Source organism: Hydrogenophaga palleronii NBRC 102513 (assembly GCF_001571225.1).
Taxonomy (GTDB): Bacteria; Pseudomonadota; Gammaproteobacteria; order Burkholderiales; family Burkholderiaceae_C; genus Hydrogenophaga; species Hydrogenophaga palleronii.
In genome coordinates this window covers 19,250-35,675 of record NZ_BCTJ01000016.1, presented here as the reverse complement: position 1 = coordinate 35,675, position 16,426 = coordinate 19,250, and the positions used below count along the sequence as shown (strand labels likewise).

The 16,426-nt window shown below is 68.9% G+C and carries 12 protein-coding genes; 3 read left to right on the top strand and 9 right to left on the bottom strand.

The window, feature by feature from the left end:
- Positions 1-46: 46 nt before the first annotated feature.
- On the bottom strand, positions 47-1,384 hold the full coding sequence (locus HPA01S_RS12740) for an aromatic ring-hydroxylating dioxygenase subunit alpha (protein WP_066270509.1): 1,338 nt from the start codon (positions 1,382-1,384) through the stop codon (positions 47-49).
- Between the two features lie 203 nt (positions 1,385-1,587).
- Positions 1,588-2,244 carry a DedA family protein gene (locus tag HPA01S_RS23110; protein ID WP_066270508.1) on the bottom strand — a complete coding sequence of 219 codons (657 nt, stop codon included), beginning with the start codon at positions 2,242-2,244 and terminating at the stop codon, positions 1,588-1,590.
- 36 nt (positions 2,245-2,280) lie between these two features.
- Between HPA01S_RS23110 and mutL the strand changes: the two genes are divergently transcribed.
- Positions 2,281-4,224, top strand: coding sequence for a DNA mismatch repair endonuclease MutL (gene mutL, locus HPA01S_RS12730; protein WP_066270641.1), 1,944 nt, complete (start codon positions 2,281-2,283; stop codon positions 4,222-4,224).
- 164 nt (positions 4,225-4,388) lie between these two features.
- Positions 4,389-5,732, top strand: a complete 1,344-nt coding sequence (gene gdhA, locus HPA01S_RS12725) for an NADP-specific glutamate dehydrogenase (protein WP_066270507.1) — start codon at positions 4,389-4,391, stop codon at positions 5,730-5,732.
- Here the strand turns inward: gdhA and HPA01S_RS12720 are convergent.
- From HPA01S_RS12720 to HPA01S_RS12690, 7 genes are all read right to left on the bottom strand, one after another.
- On the bottom strand, positions 5,725-6,156 hold the full coding sequence (locus HPA01S_RS12720) for a YbaN family protein (RefSeq protein WP_066270506.1): 432 nt from the start codon (positions 6,154-6,156) through the stop codon (positions 5,725-5,727). The two genes, gdhA and HPA01S_RS12720, sit on opposite strands and share 8 nt — an antisense overlap.
- Positions 6,153-7,316, bottom strand: a complete 1,164-nt coding sequence (locus tag HPA01S_RS12715) for a tetratricopeptide repeat protein (RefSeq protein WP_066270504.1) — start codon at positions 7,314-7,316, stop codon at positions 6,153-6,155. Before HPA01S_RS12715 ends, HPA01S_RS12720 begins: the two co-directional genes overlap by 4 nt.
- The gene (locus HPA01S_RS12710) at positions 7,313-7,930 is read right to left on the bottom strand and encodes a biliverdin-producing heme oxygenase (protein ID WP_066270502.1); all 618 of its coding nucleotides are present in this window, start codon (positions 7,928-7,930) and stop codon (positions 7,313-7,315) included. The genes HPA01S_RS12715 and HPA01S_RS12710 overlap by 4 nt, the downstream gene beginning before the upstream one ends.
- Positions 7,931-8,040: 110 nt before the next feature.
- Positions 8,041-10,620 (bottom strand): PKD domain-containing protein, encoded by a 2,580-nt coding sequence (locus HPA01S_RS12705; RefSeq protein WP_157084998.1) that lies wholly within the window; start codon positions 10,618-10,620, stop codon positions 8,041-8,043.
- Between the two features lie 124 nt (positions 10,621-10,744).
- The gene (locus HPA01S_RS12700) at positions 10,745-13,570 is read right to left on the bottom strand and encodes a TonB-dependent receptor (protein ID WP_084360656.1); all 2,826 of its coding nucleotides are present in this window, start codon (positions 13,568-13,570) and stop codon (positions 10,745-10,747) included.
- 179 nt (positions 13,571-13,749) lie between these two features.
- Positions 13,750-14,739 (bottom strand): FecR domain-containing protein, encoded by a 990-nt coding sequence (locus HPA01S_RS12695; protein ID WP_066270500.1) that lies wholly within the window; start codon positions 14,737-14,739, stop codon positions 13,750-13,752.
- A complete protein-coding gene (locus HPA01S_RS12690) occupies positions 14,736-15,251 on the bottom strand; it encodes a sigma-70 family RNA polymerase sigma factor (protein WP_066270499.1) in 516 nt (171 codons plus the stop codon). Before HPA01S_RS12690 ends, HPA01S_RS12695 begins: the two co-directional genes overlap by 4 nt.
- Positions 15,252-15,474: 223 nt before the next feature.
- On the opposite strand from HPA01S_RS12690, the gene HPA01S_RS12685 reads away from it, so the two are divergent.
- Entirely contained in the window at positions 15,475-16,368 is an 894-nt protein-coding gene (locus tag HPA01S_RS12685) for an alpha/beta hydrolase (protein WP_066270497.1), read from the top strand.
- The last annotated feature ends 58 nt before the right edge of the window (positions 16,369-16,426 follow it).

Below are 16,426 nucleotides of genomic sequence, written 5' to 3'. Positions count from 1 at the left end.
AAGGAGGATGGCCAAGAGGTGCGGCGGCAGCGAGGCATGGGGAGCGTCACTGAATCCCCATCGCTTTCTTCCAGTACGCATACATGGAGCGGATGAGGGTCTCGGTCACCATGTGTTCGGTGGGCGGCTGGCCCACGTCGTCGTCGCGGCCGCCCAGCTCGACCAGCGTGGCGCCCTCATCGCCCCACTGCTTGAAGCCGTCCTGGCTGAACTCGATCACCTCGCCGTCGTCGGCGCTCACGAAACCGGCCGGGCCGAACAGGTTGGCCTGCCGCAAGCGGCGCTGCGTCATCTCCTCGCTGTCGTCGGCGAAGCCGAAGTGCGTCCAGACAAAATCGAACTCACCGGCGCCACGCGGCACGATGTGGCGGGTGCTCAGCGAGTTCACCTGCTGCTGCACGATCAGGCTGGGGAACAGCGTAATCATGGTGACCGTGGGCGTGATCGGCGTGCCGGGGTTGGACGGGTCGTCCACCGTCCACCAGGGCTCGGGCACCACGTCGAGCAGTCGCGTGTCGTTCAGCGCCATGTCGGCCTTGAAGCTGGTCACGCCCTCGGTCACGGTCTTGTTGGCGCCGCCGTCGTTGCGGCGTGAAATCATCACCGCGTGGCGGCCCTTCTCGTCCATCACCATGCGGCTCTTCTGGTCGGCGCGCCACAGGCCGAAGGTGACGAACCAGGTGTGCAGCAGGCCCGGGTGGTACGGGTCCTTGATGTTCTCCATCATCAGCTTCCAGTTGCCCGGAATGCGCTGGCGGTTGTAGCCCAGCAGCTTGAGCTCGCGGCCTTTGAAGATGCGGTCCAGCCAGGGCATGACCTGCGGGCCGATGTATTGCTCGAAAGGCTCGGCCTCTTCGCTGAAGGTGGCAAACACCATGCCGTGCAGCACCGCCACGCGCAGCTTGGTGAGGCCGTTCTTGCTGATGTCGAAGTCGGCCGGCATGCCGCCGTTGACGCACTCACCGTCCTTCACGCCGTCCTTGAACGGCAGGCCGGCGAGATCACCGTTGAGCTTGTAGGTCCACTGGTGGTAGGGGCAGACGAAGCTGCGCGCATTGCCGGTCTGGCCGTCCATGGGTGCCTGGCAAAAACGCACGCCGCGGTGCGCGCAGCGGTTTTCCACCACGCGGATGCCGTGGTCGGTGCCACGGTCCTTGGGCGCCACGCGGTCGCGCACCATGATCACCTGGCGCTCACCCAGCCAGCTCAGGCGGTAGTCACCGGTGTTCGGGATCTCGATCGCCAGGCCGATGTAGCTCCAGTGCGGGCCGTAGAACAGGCGCTCCAGCTCACGCTGGTAAAGGCCGGGGTCGGTGTAGGCCCAGAAGGGCACGCGGCTGGTGCCCGGTTCGCGCCAGCGCGACAGGTCTTGGGGTGCGTTCATGTCTCCTCGCATGCGGGAACGGCCCCGCTGTTTGGAAAATGATACGCCCACTTATCAATTCCCGCGAGAAGCCCGAGTGCGCCGCATGGCATGAGTGGTCACCAGCCCCACCCACACGGGCAGGAAGCAGGCGTGGTGCGGGCGCAGCCCCTGGAGAAGTGGCGGCGCAGCACTCGCTTCGAACCGAGGCTGCGCCAGGGCGCTCAGGCGACGCCGTTGCCCTTGCTGTCGCGGCTGGCCTTCCAGGCGCCGAAGATGGCGATGAGCCCCGGCACGATGATCAGCGCCCAGATGATCATGCTCAGGTTCTCCTGCACCCAGGCCAGGTTGCCAAACAGGTAACCCGCCGTCGTCAGGCCGACCACCCAGATCAGCGCGCCGATCACGTTGTAGGCGGTGAACTTGCCGCGCGTCATCTCGGCCACACCGGCCACGAAAGGCGCGAAGGTGCGGATGAAGGGCATGAAGCGCGCGAGGATGATGGTGATGCCGCCGTACTTCTCGTAGAAGGCGTGCGCCTGGTTGAAGGCGTTGCGGTTGAACAGGCGCGAGTTCTCCCACTGGAACACCTTCGGCCCGAAATAGCGGCCGATGCTGTAGTTCGTCTGGTCGCCCAGGATGGCCGCGATCACCAGCAGCACCATCACCAGCGGCAGGCTCATGAGCCCCGCGCCGCACAGCGCGCCCACCACGAACAGCAGCGAATCGCCCGGCAGGAAGGGCATGACCACGACGCCGGTCTCGGTGAAGATGATCAGGAACAACAAGGCATAGACCCACGCTCCGTAGTTCTGCACGAAGGTCTGCAGGTGCTGGTCCACGTGCAGGATGAAGTCGATGAGGAAGGTAACGATTTCCATAGGAGGGGCATTATCCCTGCCACCTACAATTTGCCGGTGACGAACCTTCCCCCGCTCCCCACCGCCCCCCGCCGCCCCATCCGCGAACTGCCCGACGAGCTGATCAGCCAGATCGCCGCCGGCGAAGTGGTGGAGCGCCCGGCCTCGGTGGTGCGCGAGCTGGTGGACAACGCGCTCGACGCCGGCGCCAGCCAGATCACGCTGCGCCTGCAGGCCGGCGGCGTGCGCCTGATCAGCGTGGAAGACAACGGCTGCGGCATCCACCGCAGCGAGCTGCCCAACGCCCTGAAGCGCCACGCCACCAGCAAGATCGCCAGCCTGTCGGATCTTGAATCGGTCGGCACCATGGGTTTTCGCGGCGAGGCGCTGGCCGCCATCTGCTCGATTGCCGAAGTCTCGCTGCTCACCCGCGTCAACACCGACGACGAACCACACGGCTGGCTGCTCGACGGCCGCAGTGGCGAGCTGCTGCCCACGGCGCGCGCGCACGGCACCACGGTGGAGGTGCGCGAGCTGTTCTTCGCCACACCCGCGCGGCGCAAGTTCCTCAAGACCGATGCCACCGAGCTCGGCCACTGCATCGAGGCGGTGCGCCGCCACGCGCTGGCGCGGCCCGACGTGGGCTTTGCCATCTGGCACGAAGGCAAGCTGGTGGCGCAGTGGCGCGCCGTGGCCGGCGGCGGCCTGGACGCGCTGCGCCAGCGCGTGGCCGACGTGCTGGGTGAAGACTTCGTGCAGCAGGCGGTGGCGGTGGACTGGCCGGTGGATGCCCCGGCCGATGTTGAAGGCCAGCCGCAGCGCCTGCGCGTCTGGGGCTTTGCCGGCGTGCCCGACGCCGCGCGCTCACGCGCCGACTGGCAGTTTGCTTACGTGAACGGGCGCTACGTGCGTGACAAGGTCATCACCCACGCCGCGCGCAGCGCCTACGAAGACGTGCTGCACGGCCACCGCCAGCCGGTCTACGTGCTGTTCGTCTCGCTCGACCCGACGCGGGTCGACGTGAACGTGCACCCGACCAAGATCGAGGTGCGTTTCCGCGACAGCCGCGAGGTGCACCAGGGCGTGCGCCACGCGGTGGAGGCCACGCTGGCTGTGCCGCGCTCGTCGGGCAACGGCAGCGCCGAAGCCGCGCCCGAGTTGCCCGCCGCCCCCCACTCACCGGCCTGGACACCACCCGCACGGCAAACGCCCTTTGCCTTCGCGCCGCGTGAGCCCGAGGTCGGACACCGGGTCAGTGACGTTGGCGCCTTGTGGGGCCAGGGGTCGGGCGGCACGGACCGCACCAGTGCCGCCGGCGCGCCCTTCGCCAACACCTTCGGCGCGGCCGCTCCGTCCTACCGTGCAGACACGCCCAACACCGCCCTTCCCCCCGCAGCCCAGCCGCTGCCCGAAGGCGACTGGCCGCTGGGCCGCGCCATCGCGCAACTGCAGGGCGTCTACATCCTGGCCGAGAACACACACGGCCTGGTGGTGGTGGACATGCACGCGGCACACGAGCGCATCGTCTACGAACGCCTCAAGCAGCAACTGGACGCGCAACAGGTCGCCAGCCAGCCGCTGCTGATCCCGGCCACCTTCGCCGCCACCCCCGACGAGGTGGCCACCGCCGACGACGCCGTCGAGGTGCTGGCCACGCTGGGCCTGGAGATCACCGCGCTCTCGCCCAAAACGCTCGCGGTGCGCGCCGTGCCGACCACGCTGGCGCAGGGCGACCCGGTGGAGCTGGCGCGCAGCGTGCTGGCCGAGCTGGGCCAGCACGAGGCCAGCACCGTGGTGCAACGCGCGCGCAACGAGCTGCTGGCCACCATGGCCTGCCACGGCGCGGTGCGCGCCAACCGGCGCCTCACGCTGGACGAGATGAACGCCCTGCTGCGCCAGATGGAAGTGACCGAGCGCTCCGACCAGTGCAACCACGGCCGTCCGACCTGGCGCCAGATGGGCATGCGCGAGCTGGACGCGCTGTTCCTGCGCGGTCGCTGAGACCCGCACCAAAACAAGGCCACCCAGGCGCCAAGCCTGGAAAAACGCACCGTTTCTGGATGCGATGGGCTGCCTCGCGCGCAAAAACGCGCCATCGGCGGGCGTTTTGTGTCGCGAAATGCGTGTTGCGCATAATGTCATGCACATTTTTGAAGCATGAGACCATGAAATACACCTCCGCCCATCACTTTCTGGAACGCGTCGCACAGCAGAACCCCGGTCAGCCCGAATTCCACCAGGCCGTCTCCGAGGTGATGGAGAGCCTGTGGCCCTTCATCGCCTCCCACCCCAAATACGCCGAACACGGCCTGCTCGACCGCCTGGTCGAACCCGAACGCGTGGTGATGTTCCGCATCTCGTGGGTCAATGACCATGGCGACGTGCAGGTCAACCGCGGCTACCGCATCCAGCAGAGCTCGGCCATCGGTCCCTACAAGGGCGGCATGCGCTTCCACCCCTCGGTAAACCTGTCGATCCTGAAATTCCTGGCTTTCGAGCAGACCTTCAAGAACGCCCTCACCACCCTGCCCATGGGCGGCGGCAAGGGCGGCTCCGACTTCGACCCCAAGGGCAAGAGCCCCGGTGAAGTCATGCGTTTCTGCCAGGCGCTGGTGACAGAGCTGTTCCGCCACGTCGGCAGCGACACCGATGTGCCGGCCGGCGACATCGGTGTGGGCGGGCGTGAGGTCGGCTTCATGGCCGGCATGATGAAAAAGCTCAGCAACCGCGCCGACTGCGTGTTCACCGGCAAGGGCCTGTCCTTCGGTGGCTCGCTGATCCGCCCCGAAGCCACCGGCTACGGCACGGTGTACTTCGCCGAAGAAATGCTCAAGCAGCGCGGCATGAGCTTCCAGGGCATGCGCGTGAGCGTGTCGGGCTCGGGCAACGTGGCGCAGTACGCGGTCGAAAAAGCCATGGCGCTGGGCGCCAAGGTGGTGACGGTGTCCGACTCCAGCGGCACGGTGATCGACGAAGACGGCTTCAGCCCGGCCAAGCTGGCCGAGCTGATGGAGGTGAAGAACCACCTGTACGGCCGCCTGGGCGAGTACGCCGAACGCACCAAGACGCGCTTCGAGGCCGGCAAGAACCCCTGGTCGGTGCCGGTGGACGTGGCCCTGCCCTGCGCCACCCAGAACGAACTGAACGCCGACGACGCCGCCACGCTGATCAAGAACGGCGTGATCTGTGTCGCCGAAGGCGCCAACATGCCGACCACCATGGACGCGGTGCAGAAGTTCGAAGCCGCCGGCGTGCTGTACGCCCCGGGCAAGGCCAGCAACGCAGGTGGTGTCGCCACCTCCGGCCTGGAAATGAGCCAGAACGCGATGCGCCTGTCCTGGCCGCGCGAGGAAGTGGACGCGCGCCTGCACACCATCATGCGCGGCATCCACGAGGCCTGCCTGCAACACGGCCGCCGCGCCGACGGCACGGTGAGCTACGTGGACGGCGCCAACATCGCCGGCTTCGTGAAGGTGGCCGACGCGATGCTGGCGCAGGGCGTCATCTGAGCGGTTCGGGCCGGCTCCAGAGCCAGGCCAGCACGCAGGCCATCGACACCAGGGCCGCCACCACCCACCAGGGTGGCGGCCATGGCAGGTGCAGCAGCAGTGCGGTAGCGGCCAGCGACATGGCCAGCGTCGCGGCCCATTTGGCGCGGCGCGGCAGGCGCCCGGCCTGCCATTGAACCAGCAGCGGCCCGAGCAGCCGGTGGTTCAGCATCCACTGGTGCAGGCGCGGTGAACTGCGCGCCGCCGCCCAGGCGGCGATCAGCACGAACTCGGTGGTCGGCAAACCGGGCAGGAACAGGCCAAGCAGGCCCAGGCCCAGGCTGAGCACGGCCAGCAACATCAAGAGCGCGCGCACCAGCCGGTTCTGCACCAGGCGCGGTGCGGCCGGGGTGGCCGTGGCGGTGGGCTCCGGGGCGGCGCTCATGGCGAAACCTCCAGCGCAGCCTTGCGCAACAACGCAGCACGCCGCCCATAGGCCCGAGCCTCGTCGGCCCGACCCTGGCTGCGGTACAGCGCCTGCAGGTTGTCCAGCAGCGGCAACAACCGAACGTCATGGCTGCCCACGGCTTGTTCGGTGAGCGCGAGCGCGCGCAGGAACTGGGGTTCGGCGAGGTCGAAGCGCCGCTTGCGGTAGACCTGCCCCGCCAGGTGGTTGAGGGCCTGGGCCTGGCCCAGCAGCGCTTCGGCTTGCGCCGGATGCCCTTCATAGATGGCCAGCGCACGCTCGTGCAGCGCCTGCGCGCGCGCCTCCTGGCCGCGTTCGCCCTGCAGCAGGGCCTGCGTGCCCACAAGGCGCGCCGCCTCCAGGCTCTGCGGGCCCTGGTGCCGTTCCACCAGCGCCAGCGCACGCGCCAGCAGCGCTTCGGCGGCGGCGTGTTCCTGCTGCGCCATGTGCGCTTGCGCCAGTTCGTTGAGCGCTTCGGCCAGGAGCGGGTCGTCTGGGTTGTGCGCTTCGCGCACCGCCAGCACCTGCGCCCAGGCCGCACGCGCGGCCTCCGCCTGGCCTTGCGCCTGCAGCGCCCGTGCCTCGCGTGTCAGCTGGTCGGCGTGCTGCGCCTCGCGCCAGCGGTCGAGCGCGGCGCCGGCCCTGGCGCGCAGGGCCAGGCTGGTGCTGTCCGACAGGCCCTGGCTGATCGCCAGGCACCGTTCGTAGTGGGCCACGGCTTCGCCGGCACGCCCTTCCCCGACGGCTCCCTCTGCTTCCAGCGCCTGCGCCAGATTGAAGGCCAGCGACGCGGTGTTCGGGTGGGCACCCAGCGCGGCCTCGCTCAGGCCGAGTGCCTCGCGCAGCAGGCCGATCGATTCCGCGTGTTGTCCCTGCGCCTGGCGCACCAGGGCCAGGGCATTGAGGCTGCTGGCCACGAAGGCCTGGCCGCGCACCGGGTCCGGGCTGCGCCGGGCCAGGGCGAGGGCCTGCCGTGCACTGGTTTCGGCGGCGCTGAAATCACGGGCAGCGTGCTGCTGCAGGGCCTGCTCATAAAGGGTCTGCCAACCGGGCTGGGGCGCCTGGGGCGCGCCGTTGGCCTGGGCCACGCCCGCCCACAGCGCCAGCAGCACGGCCCAGTGTGTGCGGCCAGCGCTCACGCCGGGGTGCCCTGGGCCACGGGCAAGGGGCAGCACGCTTCCACATGGCCCAGCACACGGGCGAACGCGGCCTGTGCGCCCGCGGCTGCGCGCGCGCGGCCGTCAGCGTCCAGCGGCACGGCGTCGAGTTGGGCGACAAAGGCTTTCCAGCTCGGTGCGCGGCCCTCGGGGTGTGGTGCCAGGTGCCGCGCACCCTGGTTTTCGTCGAAGCCGATGCGGGCCGCGAGCTTGAACAGAAAGGCGCCACCGAGGTTGGAGCCTTCTTCGGTGTAGAGCCAGCCGAGTGCGCCGGGCACGTCAACCGCGGCGCCGGGCACGAACGCGGGTGGCGTGTCGTCACCGGATGGCGTGAGGCCGAGATCGGCCAGGTCTTGCGCCACCTGATGGAAGCGGCGCCGCTCGGACAGGCCGGGCAGCAGGCGGTTGAGTTCGGGGTCGGAGAACAGCGCGTCCACATCGCGGTGGAAGCGGTATTGCATCTGCAGGAAGGCGGCGTAGTGCTCGCGGCCGGCAAACGGGTTGAAGGCCATGATGCGCTGGTCCAGCACACCGTGCGTGGGCGCGGTGGCGGCCTTGAGCGCAACGCTCAAAGGAGTGGTGGGTGTGTCAGACATGGGGGACATGGCGCCAGGGCCATCGGTGAAGGCCCGGGCGGCGAACGGTGCCGCCGCCCGGACGGGAAAGGAATGGCCCCGGACGGTGTGGCACCGTCCGGGGTACGCGGTCAGTACACCGCGATGGTGGGGTTGAAATCGAAGGTGAAGTGCGGCTTCTCCTGCACGCCGAAGGACCAGCGCAGGTTGCGGCTCGTGTTCACGATGCTGCCGCTGGTGTCCAGCGTCGGCATGGTGCCGCCGGCCAAGACCAGTTGGAAGGTCACGCTTTCGCCACGCCGGATCACCTGGCCGTTTTGCAGCCCGACAAAGGCGGGTTGCAGCCGGCCTTCGCTGTCGGTCGCGCCCAGGTTTTGAATGGTGTAGTCACCCCCGCCAGCGGTCAGGCGGAAGGTACGCACCACGTAGTGGCCCGACACGTAGTTGTCGAAGTAGGTCTTGAGCAGATCGCGCGAGCTGGTGATGGCGTTGGAGAAGCTCGTGTTGCCGCCGAAGGTGGTGAACGGGAACACCTCCTGCTGTGCCAGGCCCGCCATGTTGCCGGCGCCGGGGTCGGCGTCCTCCAGCACCATGGCCTGCGCGTCGTTGGACCAGGTGTGCTGCCGGTTCATGTGCTCCAGCAGCAGGCTGGGGTAGTTGGCACGGTCAACCGCGTGCAGGTTCAGGGTGTAGGGGCCACCGAAGCCGATACCGTCGCTCACGGCCAGCTGCACCTGGTAGGTACCGGCCACGGTGGGCGCGAGGCCCAGACGGTCGCAGGTCCAGTTGCGCAGGGCCAGGCCTTCGTCGCGCCAGGTCGTGTAGGCGATGACGTCAGGGCCTGGGTAATTGGCGCTGCCCGTGGCGCCGCAGAAGTAGCCCGATGCCGGCATCTGGAAGGCGCTGTTGCTCGGCCCCTGGGTCAGCGTCCACAGGTAGCTCAGGGCGTCTCCGTCGGAGTCGTAGCCGTTGGGGTGCAGTTGGAAGCTGTTCCAGATGTCGTAGTCCGCCGACGCGTAATTTCCCTGGATGCCCTTGGCACCGATCACCAGGGGCTGCTCCGCGGTGTAGGACACCAGGCTCTCCAGGCGCGCCACCGGCGCGTAGTTGCGCGACTTGGCCATCACGATGATCTGGGTCGGCTGGCTCGAGATGCCGTCGCTGCTGACCGCGCCGTGCTCGTCGGTCACCACCAGCTCAAACATGTAGGGGCCGGCCCGGTCGGCGACAAAACTGGCGTTGACGGTGTTGCCGTTGCGCAATTGGGCCGCGCTGCCATCTGGGCGTTCCAGCAGGGTCCACCGGTAGCTCAGGCGGTTGTTGTCGGCATCGGTGCTGTTCTCGCCCGACAGGGTGACGGTCGCGCCCACGCCGACGGTACTGGAGGTGCCCAGCACCTTGGCCACGGCGCGTGGTGGCCGGTTGGCGCCGTTGATCACGGTGTAGACCTGCGTGACCGGGTCGCTCCAGTCCGTGCCGTCAAACACGCGCAGCTGCAGCAGGTAGTCGCCGTAGTGGGTGCCCTTGAAGGAGCCCTGATACGGGTTGTTGAAGTTGGCCACGCGGTCAAACCCGGCAGGGGCCGACAGCATCGTCCATTCGCGGTTGGCGGGGAGGATGACGTCACCATCGGCATCCATCGAATACACGGCGGTGAGGGCCACCACGACGTCGCGCTCGGACTCGAAGGTGGCGTTGAAAGGCCGCGAGATGACCGCCACCGGCTTGGTGTTGGGCGCACCTGCGGGCTTTGTCACCGTGACCTGCAGGCCGGCGGTGGTGCGGGCGGTGCCGTCGTACACCGCGAGGGTGAGGCGGTAGGTGCCGGCGAAGTCGGGCACGAAGAACGCGGAGACCTTGTCGGCGTTCTCGATCACGGCCCGCGAGCCATAAGGCTTGCCAAAGAGCGCGAAGCTCCAGCGGTACTGCAGGGCATCGCCGTCGGCGTCGCTGCTGGCGCTGCCGTCGAGCGTGACGCGGCTGCCACGCACGGCGGTGATGGCCGGGCCGGCATTCGCCACGGGCAAGGCGTTGACCTGGCCGATGTCGATGTTGACCGTGGCCGGCGCGCTGGTTTTGCCGCCGTGCGAAACCACCAGGGTGGCCACGTAGCGCCCCACCTGGTCGGCCGTGAAGCGCGGTTGCGCGCGCAACGCGTCATCGAGCACCGCGGTGCTGCCGGCCGGCCGCTCGGTGAGCACCCACAGGAAACGCAGGCCGCTGGCGTTGCCGCCTTGTGGTGCCAGGCTGCCGCTGCCATCGAGCTGCACGTCCGTGTTCACCAGCTGGCTCACCTGCGGAATGACTACCGCCACCGGGTTCGGGTTGCTCACCACCAGGGCCACCTGAGCCGCCGTGCTGCTGGCGCGGCCGTCGTTCACGACCAGGCCGATGAGGTAGTTGCCCGGCAGGTCGGGCGTGAAGCTGGGGTTGGCTACTGTCGGTGCGGACAGCGCGGCGTTGCTGCCGTCGGGGCGCTGTTCCACGCTCCATTGGTAGCTGATGGCGCCGCCGTTGGGCGAGGTGCTGGCGCTGCCGTCGAGCGTGACGGTCTGGCCGGCTTCCACGTTGGTGGCACTGGCGCTGGCGCGCGCGGTGGGCGTGGGGGTGGTGGGAGCGGAGCTGCCGCCGCCTCCACCGCCGCCGCCGCAGGCGGCCAGGAACAGGGCGGTGCCCAGTCCCAGCAAGAGATGACGTATCGGGTGCTTCATGGTGTGAGCTTCCTTTGCAGATGGGGCCCGCTGGGCGGGCGAAGCGGATGGGGAAAAAAGTGAACAGGGGCGCGGCGGGCCGCATCGGCGGCATGGGCCGCGTGGGCCGCATGTGCGGCGGCGCTCAGAAACGCAGCGTCACGCTCAGGCGGGCACTGCGCCCGGGCGCGGGGACCAGACCCAGGCTGAGGGCGTCGAGGTAGTAGCGGTCGGTGACGTTGTCGATGTTGAAATCGACGCTGAGCTGGTCGTTGACCTTGTAGCTGGCGAACAGATCCCACAGCGAGTACTTGTGCCAGGGCACCGGCGAGGCCGCCCCCTGCGACACCACGCCCTGGTCGTTGTGGGCCGGTGTCGGTGTGCGCTGGCCCATGAAGGTGCCGCGCACGCCCAGCGTGAGCTTGCGTTGCAGCAGGCGCGCGCCCAGGGTGGCGCTGGCGTGCCACTTGGGCGGAATCATGTTGTTCACGTAACTCGCGGCAATGCCGTAGTCGGTGCACTCGGTGCGGCGGTAGCTGCCGAAGTGGCAGGTCTCGATGAAGGTGTAGCGGGTGCCGCTCAGCTCCAGGAAGGCCGGGCCGAGGTCGTACGAGCCCGAGAGTTCAAAGCCGTGGAAGGTCACGCTCTGGATGTTGCGCAAGGAGAAGAACTGGGTGCCCATGCCCTCTTCCCAGGTGTTGGGGAAGGTACGGGTGAGGTAGTCGCGCGTGTGGTTGCGGAACCAGGCGGCCTTGGCGCGGAACTTGTCGCCGCTGCGCCAGAGATCGTCCTTGAGGTAGTTGACACCGATCTCGCGGCTGGTGGCCTGTTCGGGCTTGAGGTGGATGTCCTGCGACGGGCTGACCGAGAAGCCGGACGTGGTTTCGAACAGGCTCGGCATGCGCAGCGCCTCGGCATGGCGCGCATAGAACTGCAGGCCGGCGCGCGGCTCCCACAGCAGGCTGACCATGGGCGCGGTGCCGCTGTTGCGGCTGCTCATCATGAGCGGCTCGCACACGCCGTCGCCATCCGGGTCCACGCAGTAGGCGCTGCCGGGGTCCACGTTGTGAGGCTTGTCGTCGCGCGACTGGAAGCGCGTATGGCGCAGCCCGCCCTGCAGCGTCAGGCTCGGCACGGGCTTCCACTGCACGTCGGTGAAGAGGCTGTATTCGTCGCGTTGCCCGGCGCGACCACCCGCGGAAAAATTGGTCGCCTGGCCGTCACCGCGCACCCGTTCGTTCTGGGCCGACAGGCCGTAGTTCAGCTTGATGTCGCCACCAAGGTCGAAGCGCATGCCGTTGCTCAGATCGAAGCCCCAGCGCTTGTAGTTTTCGCCGCCGATGTCGAAGGCGTTGCTCCAGGTGCCTTCCGAGTAGTTGCGGTTCTCGCTGGTGGTGTCGGTGTGCCAGAGGTTGGCGCGCAGGTCCAGCCGCGTGCTGTCGACGGGGTTCCAGCGGTAGCGGGCGGCATAGGTGTCGGCCAGCACATGGCTGTTGCTGGTCTGGCGCACCTGGCCGAGCCAGAGCAGTTGCGACGGCATCAGCTCGCCGTAGGTGCTTTCGTAGCGGAGGTAGCTCAGCTCCAGCTCCTGGTCGTCGGGCATGTAGAGCTTGGTCTTGAGCAGCACCGACTCGCTGTCGTAGTTGGAGTTGACGATGCGTTCGCCGGCGCGGAAACGCGTCGCGCCCACGACCTTGGGCCGCACCTCGGTGTAGAAGCCGCGGTTCTGCGTGTCGGACAGGTCCAGATACGGCACCGGCCCCTTGGTGCCGGCGTAATAGTTGCCCTGGCTGCGTTTGGCGTAGGCCGCCACCACGTCGGCCTGCTCGAAGCGCTTTGCCACGGCCGCGCTGCCGGCAAAGCTCTTGGGCTTGAGCAGGCCCGGGCGCGACATGCCTTCGTCGGACGCCTGGGCATTGGCGATGTTGAAGGGCCCGGCGCACAGGCTGGCAATGACGCAGTTGATGCGGAACACACCGTCGGTGCCATTGCCGCCGGTGTTGTAGCCCGACGGTGTGCCCGGCGCGGGTGCCGACCCGCTGTTGTTGCCCAGCAGGCTGCCGCGCAGGCGCAGGCCCAGCGTCTGGCCTGGTCGCACGATGTCTTCGGCGTTGATGGTGCGCATGGTCACCAGGCCACCCACCGCACCGGTGCCACCGGCGGCCATGCTCGGGCCTTTTTCGATGTCGATGCCGCCGATCAGGTCGGGGTCCACATAGCTGCGCGAAGACACGCCCGCGTAGCCCCGGTACACCGTGGTCTCCTGCCGCGCGCCGTCCACCAGCACGGGCACCCGGCCCTGCCCCTGCATGCCGCGGATGTTCACGTCCAGCCCGCCGCTGTTGCGGTTCTCGCCGATGAGCACGCCCGGCGTGCCCTGGAAGATGTCGCCCACCGAGGTGCCGCGGAACTGCTCGATGCGGTCGCGTGTGATGTGGCTGCGCGAGCCGGCGCTGCGGTACGGCAAGTCCTTCTGCAGTTCTTCCTCGGACTGGGCGCGCACCTCCACCGTAGGCAGGGCGTTTTCAACCGCGGGCGTACTGGCCCGCTCACCCGCCGTGGCCGCCTGCCCCGGGCGCGAACCGGGCGCCGCCGCGCGGATGCGCCAGGCACCGGGGCCTTCGGTCTGCGCCACCAGCGGGTGCTCGCCCAGCACCGAGGCCAGGCCGCTGGCCACCGTGGCATGGCCCTGGAAACCCGGGCTCTGCAGACCACGCACCAGCACCGCATCGAAAGAGATCAGCACACCGGCCTGGCGCGCAAACTGGTTCAGCGCCGCCTCCAGCCCGCCGGCCTCCACCGCATAGGGGCGCAAGGCTTCGCCGCGTGAGGTGCTCACCGCTTGCGCTGCGGCCGGCGAGGCGAGCGGCAGGGTGGCGCCGACCGCCAGCAACGCGGCAACCAGTGGCAGCACGCGAAACGAGGGGTGGCCCGTGGCGCCCGCGGTGCGGGGCAATGGGGGCTGTGTCATGGCATCGGTCCTTGGGTTGTCGCCCTGCCCTCGGCACCCGCTCGCAGCGGGCTCTCGGCAAGGCCGTGTGTGTGGCTCTTGGGTACAGGACGGACGACGGCGCAAAACCCGCAACGCGGCAGCAAAAAAGTTTTTGAGGCGACGGGAGCGCGCGGCCCGGCGGGGCCGGGCTCGGTCGGTCAGGTGCGGCGCTGCAGCGTGACCCAGTGGTTCGTGCGGCGCTGCACACGCACCGGCAAGGTCTTCTCGACCAGGGCCAGGGTGCGGTCGGTGTCGCTGAGGCTGAAGACACCCGAGATGCGCAGCTGCGCCACCTCGTTGTCGCAGGCCAGCCAGCCCGGGCGGTAGCGGGCGAGCTCGCGGATCAGCTCGCCCAGCGGCATGTCACGTGCCACCAGCAGGCCGTCGGTCCAGGCGTCCTGGTCGGGGTTCAGCGCCGCGACCTCGTGCACACCACTGGCGTCGAAACGTCCACTCTCACCGGCCTGCAAGCGCCGCGGCACGGCGGCTTCGCGCGGCTGCAGCTCGACCGCGTGCTCGAACACCTGCACCTGCGTGCTGGCCTCGTCCAGGCCAACCTGGAAACGGGTGCCCAGCGCGCGCGCCGTGCCGTGCCGGGTCTCCACCCACAACGGTCGGTACACCGAGGCCGCGCCATCGCGGCCGGTGCTCAGGGCCACCCGGCCCTGGCGCAGCACCAGGCGGCGTTCGGCGGCGGTGAAGCGCACGTCCACCGCGCTGCGCGTGTCCAGCCACACCAGGGTGCCGTCGGGCAATTCGATGCGGCGGCGTTCGCCGGCGCCGGTGCTGTGGTCGGCCAGCAGCTGGTCAACCGGCAACAGCGGCCGCACCAGCCAGGCGGTGGCACCGCCGACGAACGCCACGCTCAGCAGGCGCAGGGCGCGGCGGCGCGTCATGTCGCGGCGGGCATCGTCGAGCGCGGTGCGCGCGCGCGGGCCGTCCGGCAGGCCATTGAAGCGGCCTTGTATGCGTTGCAGCCGTTCCCAGGCCATGGCATGCGTGGGTTGCGCGGCGCGCCAGCGCTGGCACGCTTCCCAGTCGGCGGGCTGTGCCTCGCCCGACTGCAGGCGCACCAGCCAGGCGATCGCCTCCTCCACCACGGCGGGCTCGGGCGCCGGCACCGTGGCATGTCCGGGGTGTGCGCTCATGCGGCACCGTCCTGGTAGACGATGCGGTAGCAGTGGCGAAACGCCGTCGCCATGTATTTCTCGACCGAGCTCAGGCTCACGCCGAGCCGCGCGGCCACCTCACGGTAGGTGAGCCCGTCCAGCTGGGCCAGCAGGAAAGCGCTGCGCGCGCGCTGACCGAGGCCGTCGAGCATTTGGTCGATCTGGCTCAGCGCTTCGAGCACGATGGCGCGCTCTTCCGGCGAAGGCGTGACCGGCTCGGGCATCAGCGCCAGGGTGTCCAGGTAGGCGCGCTCCAGCGAGAGGCGCCGGCAGTGGTCGATCAGCACACCACGCGCCACCGTGGCCAGGTAGGCGCGCGGCTCGCGCAGCTCGCCCGGGCTCTGGCCCATCAGCTTGACGAAGGTGTCCTGGGCCAGGTCGGCCGCCTCGTGCAGGTTGTTCACCCGCCGGCGCAGCCACTGCACCAGCCAGCCGTGGTGATCGGTGTACAGCAGGAGCAGGGAGCCGTCGGAATGCGGGGAAGTGGACATGGAAGGGAGCCGGGCCGCGTGCGCGGGGCCGTTCAGAAACGCCTCACGTCAACGCAATTGAGATTCATTCGCATTAAAGGGCGCCATCATGCCACGAATGTGGGCCGTTGCCGTGACCAAGGCCACACGCGCACGGGTTTCGCCCCTATCGGAAGCGGCATGGAACCTGCAGCATGGCGCCACCGCCTGAACTTTTGCCCTGCCAGATGCATCCATCACCGCCATGAAGCGTCTCCTCTTCACCCTGCTCGCCGCGTTCGCCCTGCTGGCCGGATGCGCCACGCTGGACGAGAAGCAACGCTTCTGGATCTTCCAGCCCTCCGACCGCAGCTGGGCCGGTGGTGAGGCCGCCGCCGAAGGCATGGAGGATGTGTGGATCGACTTCCACTCCCCCAAGACCGGCAAACCGGTGCAGCTGCACGGCCTGTGGGCGGAACACGACAACTTCGAACGCCGCAAGGACGCGCCCGTCCTGCTGTACCTGCACGGTGCGCGCTTCAACGTCACCGGCTCGGCCTTCCGCGCCCGCCGCATGGAAGACCTGGGCTTCTCGGTGCTGGCCATCGACTACCGCGGCTTCGGCAAGAGCACCAACGAACTGCCCTCGGAAGCCACCGCCTACGAAGACGCACGCGCCGCCTGGGACTGGCTGGCCGCCAAGTACCCGAACCGCCCGCGCTACATCTTCGGCCACTCGCTGGGCGGTGCCATCGCCATCGAACTCGCCGCTCAAGTGCACGACGAAGCCGGCACCGTGGTCGAAGGCACCTTCACCTCCATCCCCGACGTGGTCAGCACCTTCAAATGGGGCTGGCTGCCGATCTCGTTGCTGATCACGCAGCGCTTCGAAGCCGTCAAGCGCGTGCCCGACATCGGCTCGCCGCTGCTGGTGGTGCACGGCGGCGACGACCGCCTGATCCAGCCCGAGCTGGGCCGCAAGCTGTACGAGGCCGCCAAGGGCCGCAAGGCTTTCGTGCTGGTCGAGGGCGGCTCGCACCACAACACCAACTCGGTTGGCCAGGCGCAATACCGCACCGCGCTGTCGAGCCTGTTCGGGCTGCGCGACGACAGCGTCGCCGAAGCCGTTCTGGCCGACGCCAACCGCGTCCATCCCTAGGCGGCGCCGGCCCGCGCAGCAGGGCTGCCCCGCGCGGGCGTTCTGCTAACCTCGCCCG

Bases quoted from the DNA above. Each gene is read 5' to 3' on its own strand.
- HPA01S_RS12740 (WP_066270509.1), bottom strand. From the start codon at position 1,384: ATGAACGCACCCCAAGACCTGTCGCGCTGGCGCGAACCGGGCACCAGC.
- HPA01S_RS23110 (WP_066270508.1), bottom strand. From the start codon at position 2,244: ATGGAAATCGTTACCTTCCTCATCGACTTCATCCTGCACGTGGACCAG.
- gdhA (WP_066270507.1), top strand. From the start codon at position 4,389: ATGAAATACACCTCCGCCCATCACTTTCTGGAACGCGTCGCACAGCAG.
- HPA01S_RS12720 (WP_066270506.1), bottom strand. From the start codon at position 6,156: ATGAGCGCCGCCCCGGAGCCCACCGCCACGGCCACCCCGGCCGCACCG.
- HPA01S_RS12710 (WP_066270502.1), bottom strand. From the start codon at position 7,930: ATGTCTGACACACCCACCACTCCTTTGAGCGTTGCGCTCAAGGCCGCC.
- HPA01S_RS12705 (WP_157084998.1), bottom strand. From the start codon at position 10,620: ATGAAGCACCCGATACGTCATCTCTTGCTGGGACTGGGCACCGCCCTG.
- HPA01S_RS12700 (WP_084360656.1), bottom strand. From the start codon at position 13,570: ATGACACAGCCCCCATTGCCCCGCACCGCGGGCGCCACGGGCCACCCC.
- HPA01S_RS12695 (WP_066270500.1), bottom strand. From the start codon at position 14,739: ATGAGCGCACACCCCGGACATGCCACGGTGCCGGCGCCCGAGCCCGCC.
- HPA01S_RS12690 (WP_066270499.1), bottom strand. From the start codon at position 15,251: ATGTCCACTTCCCCGCATTCCGACGGCTCCCTGCTCCTGCTGTACACC.
- HPA01S_RS12685 (WP_066270497.1), top strand. From the start codon at position 15,475: ATGAAGCGTCTCCTCTTCACCCTGCTCGCCGCGTTCGCCCTGCTGGCC.